This is a genomic window from Segeticoccus sp., assembly GCF_035708005.1.
Genome location: NZ_DASSTI010000132.1, coordinates 1 through 7,932, shown reverse-complemented (window position 1 = coordinate 7,932; position 7,932 = coordinate 1). Strand labels below are relative to the sequence as shown.

Genomic DNA, 7,932 nt, shown 5'->3' with positions numbered 1-7,932 from the left:
TCGCGGCCAGGGGCAGGTCGATCTGGAGCGTGGTTCCCTGCCCCTCCACCGACGACAGCTGCAGCTGGCCGTGGTGGTCCTCCACGATCTGCCGCACGATGACGAGTCCGAGGCCGGTGCCGGGGATCGCCTGTTCGGTGGCGTTGCTCGCCCGGTAGAAGCGGGTGAACAGCTGGGCCCGGTCCTTCTCCGGAATGCCGATCCCGGTGTCCCGGCAGACGATCCGGGCGTTTCCCGACTCCTCATCGACGGTGCAGCGCACGGTGACTGAGCCACCGACGGGCGTGAACTTGATGGCGTTCGACAGCACGTTGACCATCGCCCGCTGCAGGTGCACCCGGTCCCCCATGACCACCGCGGTGTCGGGGGCGTGCTCCACGTCGAGGTGCACGCGCGCGTTGCCGGCCAGCGGACGCAGCTCCTCGGCCGTGTCGTCGAGCAGCTGGCACAGCGACAGCTTCCGGATCTCGGAGCCGAGGCGCCCCGTCTCGATCCGGTTGAGCAGCAGCAGGTCGTCGATCAGGCCACGCAGCCGGGTGGTGTTGCGGTCGATGACGGCGAGCATGCGTTCCTGCGCCGGCTCGAGGTGTCCGGCGTCACCGTCGAGCAGCAGCTCGAGGTAGCCGCTGATCGAGGTGAGCGGGGTCCGCAGCTCGTGGCTGACCGTGGAGAGGAAGTCGGTCTTCTGGCGGTCGAGCTGTTCCAGGCGCGCGACGTGCTCGGCCTGGTGCTCCTGGTGCTGGGTCTCCACGATGACCTGCGCGACGAACGCCGCCGACTGCTGCACCGTGTTGGCCTCGGCCCGGGTCCAGTGCCGACGGTGGTCCACCGCGAGGACGTAGATGATGCCGATCACGCGCTCCCCCAAGCCGATCGGCACGAGGATGAGGGACTGCGCACCGGTCTCCCGGTAGAACAGGCGCGCGCGTTCCTGGGCCTGCACCTCCGGGTCCAGGAAGTCCCGCAGCACCAGGCGGGAGGAGGCCTGCCACAGCTCCTCGGCGAGGGCGCCGACCTCGGGCACCAGGGGCTCGGGGATGTCCGGCAGCGGATCGAGGTCGACGTCGTGCCACTGGGCACCGAGCAGGACGTCCTTGTTCTCGTCGATCGTGTTGGCCATCACACGGTCGGCGTTCATGCCCTCACCCAGCATCCGGCACAGCACGTTGAGCGCGCTCTGCACGTCGTGCGTGCTGCGGACGGCGCGTTCGACGTCCAAGGTCAGCTGGTGCATCGCCAGGGCGCGGGACTGGCTGCGCTGCAGCGCCTCGTTCTGCCCGCTCAGGTCGTTGAAGTCGGCCGCGAGTGCCCGCACGTCGAGGGCGCCCGTGCTGTCATCGGCGCGGGCCGAGGTGTCGCCGGCGCGCTGCCGGCTCACCACCTCCCGCAGGGCGGTGAGGGGCCCGCTGAGCGAGTTGGCCACGCGGAAGCCGACGCCGAGGGCGATGACGATGGCCACCACGGTGACGACACCGACCAAGATGCTGTCGTGGACGATGGCGTGCTGGGCATGCTCGCGCGCCGTGGTCCGTTCCTGCGCCAGCCGGTCGTGCAGGGCACCGTTGGTGGCCCGCACCCGGTCGAACAGGTCCGCTCCATGAGCGGCTCGGGCCGTCCCACCCTGCTCGATGAGCTGCCGGTTCCGGGTCGCGAACTGCCACCACGCGTCCACGGCCCGACGCTCCCGCTTCGCGATGTGCTGAAGCTCCGAGTCGTCGGGTAGGTGAGCGTCGAGGTCGGCCAGCGCCTGGTGCGCCTCGGACTGCGCCCCCCGGTAGGGCGTGAGCAATGCGGGGTCCTGGTAGGCGGCGTAGCCGCGAAGACCCGTCTCGGCGTTCGTCATCACCTGCAGCACTCGGCTGTTGGCGTCGAAGGCCGGGGCGATCTGCGTGGACAGGCGCAGCATGTTGTCACGCGCCGACATGAGGCTGAACAAGCAGGAGGCCGCGATCGCCAGCATGAGGACCGCGATGAGGATGACCAGTCCGCGGAGCCTGCGCGTGAGGCTGAACGCACCTCTCACGAGGACTCCCCCTCGTTACCTTCTTCGTGGCCCTTGGAGCAAGGGCTCTGGTCGCCAGGCTCGGCATGACTGATCGCCCCTGTTGTTCGCATGATCCGGGGGGTGTTGTCACCGGGTCTGGTGGCGTTGGTTGACCGCTGATAGGGACAGGGCTACCCGCTTGCGGGCAGGTCTCTTCGTAACGTGGGTGCCGGCATCCTCCGCCTGACTGGCGACCAGCCAACGAACGCGAGGAGTGGACCCTGTGACCGAACCCGGGTATGCGGTGTTCTTGGGACTGGACGTGGGCAAGGAGGAGCACCACGCGTGCGGTCTGGGCCCGGATGGGCGCCGGCTGCACGACAAGCCCTTGCCGCAGGATGAGGCCAAGCTGCGGGAGCTGTTCACCAAGCTCGCCAAGCACGGGCCGGTGCTGGCGGTGGTGGACCAGCCGGCCTCGATCGGCGCGCTGCCGGTCACCGTCGCCCGCGCCTGCGGGGTGCAGGTCGCCTACCTGCCTGGGCTGGCGATGCGCCGGATCGCCGACCTGCACCCGGGCAACGCCAAGACCGACGCCCGCGACGCCTACGTGATCGCCGAGGCCGCCCGCACCATGCCGCACGCGTTGCGTCGCGTCGACGTCGACGACGAAGCCTTGGCCGACCTGGAGGTCATCGTCGGCTTCGATGACGACCTCGCCGCCGAGGTCACCCGCGTCACCAACCGGATCCACGGACTACTCACACACATCCACCCCGCGCTAGAGCGCGCGATCGGGCCCCGGTTGCATCACAAGGCCGTCCTAGAGCTGCTGTCCCGCTTCGGCGGCCCCACCGGGCTAAAAGCGGCCGGGCGCCGGAGGCTGACCGCCGTGGCCAAGCCCCGGGCCCCCCGCGCCCACGCCGACATCGTCGAGGCGATCATGACCGCGCTGGGCCAGCAGACCCTGGTGGTGCCCGGGACCGCGGCCGCCGAGCTCGTCCTGCCTAAACTCGCCACCCAGCTTGCCGAGCTGCTGGCGCAACGTGACCAGGCCGAACGCCAGATCGCGCAGATGCTCGATGCGCACCCTCTTGCCCAGGTCCTGACCTCGATGCCCGGCGTCGGCGTCAGGACCGGAGCCCGCATCCTGCTCGAGGTCGGAGACGGCTCGGCCTTCCCAACCCCGGGCCACCTCGCTGCCTACGCCGGCCTGGCACCGGTAACACGCAGATCCGGCACCTCCATCCGCGGCGAGCATCCCAACAGAGGTGGCAACAAGAAACTCAAGAAGGCGATGTTCCTCGCCGCGTTCGCCGCCCTGTCAGACCCCACCAGCCGTGCCTACTACGACCGCAAACGCGCCGAGAAGAAGAAGCACAACGCCGCCATCATCTGCCTCGCCCGACGCCGCTGCGACGTCCTGTACGCCATGCTCCGCAACGGCACCCTCTACCAGACCCGCCCCCCGCAGCCGCTTGACAAAGTCCATAGGGACACCCCCTCGAACCCCTCCCGCGTCATGACGCCCCAGACGGCCTTTCGACCACTGAGACTGGCCCACCAGCCCTCCAGCCGCCACCACGCAGTGGCCTGCCGGTACCCCACGTTCTCCAGCACCGCGGCAACCAACGTCACGCCGAGGTCGCTCCAGCGCTCGTACTTGTGGAAGCTCATCTCCTCCACGGTCATCGCCGCCAACGTGACCAGCAGTGCATACCCGTAGGCCAGGCAGAGGAAGGCGATCGCGTACCAGACGTTGACCACGCCGAGCGCCAGCCCGAGGACGACGAGGACCAGACCGAACAGCTCCAGCGCCGGGGCGATGAGCTCGAACAACCAGTACCAGGGCAGCGCGAGCAGCCCGACGCGGCCGTAGCGGGGATTGCCGAGCATGCCGCGGTACTTCCAGAGGGTCTCCCAGAGCCCCCGGTGCCAGCGTGCGCGCTGACGCCGCAGCACCGCCGTGGAGGTCGGGACCTCGGTCCAGCAGATCGGTTCGGCGACGAACTCGATCCGGTAGTCGCGCCGCTGTCGCGTGAGATGGCGGTGCATCCGCATCACCAGCTCGAAGTCCTCACCGATGCTGGCCGTGTCGACGCCGCCCACCTCCACGAGGACGTCCCGGCGGAAGACGCCAAAGGCGCCGCTGATGAGGATCAGCGCGCCAATGCGGGACCAGCCGGCACGACCGAGCAGGAAGGCCCGCAGGTACTCCACCACTTGGATGCGCGGCAGCCACGTCCTGGGCATCCGGATGTCCACCACGCGGCCGGCCACCACGCGGCAGCGTTTGCGGCCCGGATGACACCCCCGGCGGCGACCGTGCGGACCGGGTCGTCCGCGAAGGGCTTCGTCACGGTCAGGAGGGCGTCGGGGTCGAGGATGCTGTCCGCGTCCACGACGACCACGAGCTCTTCGGTGGCCGCGTTGATGCCGACGTTGACCGCATCGTGCTTGCCGGAGTTGTCCTTGCGGACCACGAGCAGGCGGGTACGACCATCGCGCGGCACGTGCACGTCCCTTACCCGTGCGTGGACGGGGATGTCTTGGGGAATCTCGCGTTCGACCGCGACGAGGTCGAACGCCTCGCGGAGGCGGGCGAAGGTCTCGTCGGTGCTGCCGTCATCAACGACCACCACCTCGTGGCGCGGATAGCGCAGGGCCAGCAGGGACTGCACGGACGGCACGATCCCGAACTGTTCGTTGTAGGTGGGGACGAGGACCGACACCCCCGCCGCGAGCTGGCTGCTCAGCGTCTCTTCCCGGCCGGCCTGCTCGACCCGCCGCAGGTGGTGCACGAACTGCCAGGCTGCCAGGGCGATGAGGACGAGGTAGGAGGAGTTGATCAACACGAAGTACACGAGGATCGGGAGCTGGAGGACGCCCATGACGGCACCCACCACGTCGCGGGCGCCGTCCACCACTGCCGACCACATCACGCCGACCGCCTCGAGGCGGCCCGCAGTTCCTCCACCGCGAGCGCGGCGCGCGATGCCCGGCCCACCGCACCCTCTCCGTCGGCAAACTCGACCAGGACGCGCAGCCCGGGCGGGCCGAGCTGCGCCAGCGCCTGCCCGCTGAGTTGCGCCAGCCGGCGATCCTCATCCACCAAGAGCGCTGTCAGGGCGGGAACCGCTGAAGGGTCTCCGAGCTCACCGAGGGCCTGGGCGGCAACGCGCCGCAGGGGGGTCGGCTGGTCCGCGTGGGTCGACCCGACGAGCACCGCCACGTCACCGGGGCCACCCAGTCGACCGAGTGCCTGCGCCGCCGTGCGTCGAACCCGCTCGTCGGGATCGCTCGCGAGCAGGACCCGAAGCCGTGGTGCCGTGGAGGTGAAGAGGCCCACGCCCGCGACGCCGGCCGCGACCGCCCTCATGGTCGCGTCGTCCGCGTGGAGCGCCTCCCGCAACGCCGGGCCCACGCCGACCCCCATGCCGATGAGGGCCTCCGCCGCGATGGACGCCGGTATGCCGACCCCTCCGTGAGTGCCACGGACCGCCTCCAGCACCGCGGTGGCCGCGGACGGGTCACCGATCATGCCGAGGGCCCTCGCCGCCACGAGTCGCACCTCCGGGGAACGGTCCGCGAGGGCTCCGACCAGGTCGGCTGCGTAGGCCTCTTCCCGCATCAGTCCCAGCACCCGCGCGGCCCGCGCGCGTCGGATCGCCGAGCGGCTGTGCAGCGACTCCCGCGCCGCGTCGACGGTGCGCAGCTCACCCAAGATCGCCACCAGGTCCTCGGCAGGGCCGCCACGGACCTTCGACAGCAGCGCCACGAGGAGGTCGCGCACATCGGCCCGCTGGCTGCTCGGAACCGCAGTCAGCTGCGCCCGTGCTGTGCCGTCGTCGTCTTCTCCGGCGGCCACCGCAAGAACCAAGGGACGCAAGGGCGCCTGGCGCAGCGCCGTTGCGCGCAGCACCCGGGCTCTGACGACCTTGGCAACGATGATGACGGCAGCGAGGACCAAGCAGGTGGCGACGATGACCACCCCCGCCACCAACAGGAGGTGGCCAGCGACGGTGTCGGGACGCGTCACGACCCCGGCCGCGCCAGGACGCCGTTGATGCGGTGCACGAGCTCTCGCGGGCTGAACGGCTTGATCACGTAGTCATCAGCCCCGGACGCGAAGCCGGCGTCGACATCGGCGTCGCGGGACCGCGCGGTGAGCAGGATGACCTTCACCGACTTGGTCTTCGGGTCCTCGCGCACGGCACGCAGCACGTCGATGCCGGACATCTGCGGCATCATCACGTCGAGCACCGCCAGCTGCGGCGGGTCACGCCGGATGGCTTCGAGCGCGGAGGCGCCGTCGTCGACGGCCTCCACCTCGTGCCCTGCCTGTTCGAGCTTGAAGACCACGAGGTCGCGGATGTCGGCGTCGTCATCCGCGACGAGCACACGGCTGGATCCGGTCTCGTCCATCGCTGGCTCTCCCCTCTTGCTGCCCGTCCACGTCGCCCACTGCGCACCCTAACCCGCAACGGGACCCAACCCGGGGACGAGCGGCGCGCCATCATGCAGGCGCCGCGGCTGCGGTCGTGGCCGGGACGAACGGCGGAGCGCAGCCGGTCCGTCGGTGGTTGGTCCTACGGTCGGTGCATGCGCTACGGATTCGTCGTCCCCTATGCCAGCGAGCCCGAGTTCGTCGAGGTGGCTGGCCTGGCCGAGCAGCACGGCTGGGACGCCGTGTTCAGCTGGGAGGCCGTCTGGCGGCACGACGCGTGGGCCACGCTGGCCGCCGCGGCCGTGCGGACCGAACGGATCCGGCTGGGCACCCTGCTCACCCCCGTGCCGCGCTACCGGCCGTGGGACCTCGCCAGCCGGGTGGGGTCGGTGGACCGGCTGTCCGGCGGCCGGGTGGTCCTCGGCGCCGGGCTCGGTGCCACCAACGAGAACTGGCTCGCCTTCGAGCCGGACGAGGGTCGGCGGGTCCGCGCACGGCGCCTGGACGAGGCGCTCGACGTCTATGCGGGCCTGATGGCGGGCCAGCCGTTCTCCTACTCGGGCACGTACTACTCTGCCCGTCCGGTCGACGAGCTCAACCCGCCGCCGCCGGTGCAGCGGCCGCACCCACCGGTCTGGGTCGTCGGGGCGCTGGTGCCCGGTCGGGAACGGCAGCCGTCCCTGGAGCGGGCGGCGCGCTGGGACGGGATCTTCCCTGCTGTGGCCGGCGGCGCCGAGGGCAGCTCGGGGCTCAGCCTCGACACCTTCCCGGAGATCGTGGAGCGGCTCCGGCGGCTGCGCGAGGAGCAGGGACTGCCCTGGGAGGGCTACGACGTGGCCGTCGAGGGAGACACGTTCGGCGACTTCGGCGACGTGCACGGCTCGCCGGAGCCATGGGCCGATGCCGGGGCCACGTGGTGGGTCGAGAGCTGGTGGGACCTGCCGGAGGGACCGGACGGCGTTGCCGAGCTGCGCCGCCGAGTTGCTGCCGGTCCCCCGGCCGGCTGACCGGCGCGACCGGTTCGGACCTGCGGGTGCAGAACTCGGCACGCGGCCGAGCCCGTCCCCCAGCACGCGCCAACCGAGATGCAGAACTCGGCACGCGGCCGAGCCCGTCCCCACACCACACGAGAGGCCCGGGACCGCACGGTCCCGGGCCTCTCGGCATACCTCGTGGTGACTAGTCGTCCAGGTGGATCGAGGACGTCTGCTGCACCTGCATGAGGAACTCGACGTTGCTCTTGGTCTTCTTGAGCCGGTCGAGGAGCAGCTCGATGCCCTGCTGCTGGTCGAGCGCGGCGAGCACCCGGCGCAGCTTCCACATGATCTTGAGCTCCTCGGCCGCGAGGAGGATCTCCTCGCGGCGGGTGCCGGACGCGTTCACGTCCACGGCCGGGAAGATCCGGCGCTCGGACAGCTGGCGCGAGAGGCGCAGCTCCATGTTGCCCGTGCCCTTGAACTCCTCGAAGATCACCTCGTCCATCTTCGACCCGGTCTCGACGAGC

The 7,932-nt window shown here is 70.6% G+C and carries 6 protein-coding genes and 2 pseudogenes; 2 read left to right on the top strand and 6 right to left on the bottom strand.

The genetic code is table 11. The features are described 5' to 3' along the window. Positions 1 to 2,023: ATP-binding protein (locus tag VFL99_RS12965; RefSeq protein WP_325106784.1), on the bottom strand; the 2,023-nt coding region annotated here is incomplete at its 3' end. A 235-nt stretch (positions 2,024 to 2,258) separates the two neighbouring features. Between VFL99_RS12965 and VFL99_RS12960 the strand changes: the two are divergent. Next, positions 2,259 to 3,452, top strand: a pseudogene (locus VFL99_RS12960) (IS110 family RNA-guided transposase); the annotation flags it as partial. On the opposite strand, the gene VFL99_RS12955 reads toward VFL99_RS12960, so the two are convergent. The 4 genes from VFL99_RS12955 to VFL99_RS12940 are packed head-to-tail and all read right to left on the bottom strand — an operon-like array spanning position 3,434 to position 6,406. After that, positions 3,434 to 4,234 (bottom strand): glycosyltransferase family 2 protein, encoded by an 801-nt coding sequence (locus VFL99_RS12955; protein ID WP_325106783.1) that lies wholly within the window; start codon positions 4,232 to 4,234, stop codon positions 3,434 to 3,436. The pseudogene VFL99_RS12960 and the gene VFL99_RS12955 sit on opposite strands and share 19 nt — an antisense overlap. Beyond that, positions 4,141 to 4,920, bottom strand: coding sequence for a glycosyltransferase family 2 protein (locus VFL99_RS12950; RefSeq protein WP_325106782.1), 780 nt, complete (start codon positions 4,918 to 4,920; stop codon positions 4,141 to 4,143). The genes VFL99_RS12955 and VFL99_RS12950 overlap by 94 nt, the downstream gene beginning before the upstream one ends. Beyond that, on the bottom strand, positions 4,920 to 6,020 hold the full coding sequence (locus VFL99_RS12945) for a HEAT repeat domain-containing protein (protein ID WP_325106781.1): 1,101 nt from the start codon (positions 6,018 to 6,020) through the stop codon (positions 4,920 to 4,922). The genes VFL99_RS12950 and VFL99_RS12945 overlap by 1 nt, the downstream gene beginning before the upstream one ends. After that, positions 6,017 to 6,406, bottom strand: a complete 390-nt coding sequence (locus tag VFL99_RS12940) for a response regulator transcription factor (RefSeq protein WP_325106780.1) — start codon at positions 6,404 to 6,406, stop codon at positions 6,017 to 6,019. Before VFL99_RS12940 ends, VFL99_RS12945 begins: the two co-directional genes overlap by 4 nt. 177 nt (positions 6,407 to 6,583) lie before the next feature. Between VFL99_RS12940 and VFL99_RS12935 the strand changes: the two genes are divergently transcribed. After that, on the top strand, positions 6,584 to 7,435 hold the full coding sequence (locus VFL99_RS12935; RefSeq protein ID WP_325106779.1) for an LLM class flavin-dependent oxidoreductase: 852 nt from the start codon (positions 6,584 to 6,586) through the stop codon (positions 7,433 to 7,435). Positions 7,436 to 7,607: 172 nt separating this feature from the next. Here VFL99_RS12935 and VFL99_RS12930 read toward each other — a convergent pair. After that, positions 7,608 to 7,932: pseudogene (locus tag VFL99_RS12930) on the bottom strand (transcription termination factor Rho); the annotation flags it as partial.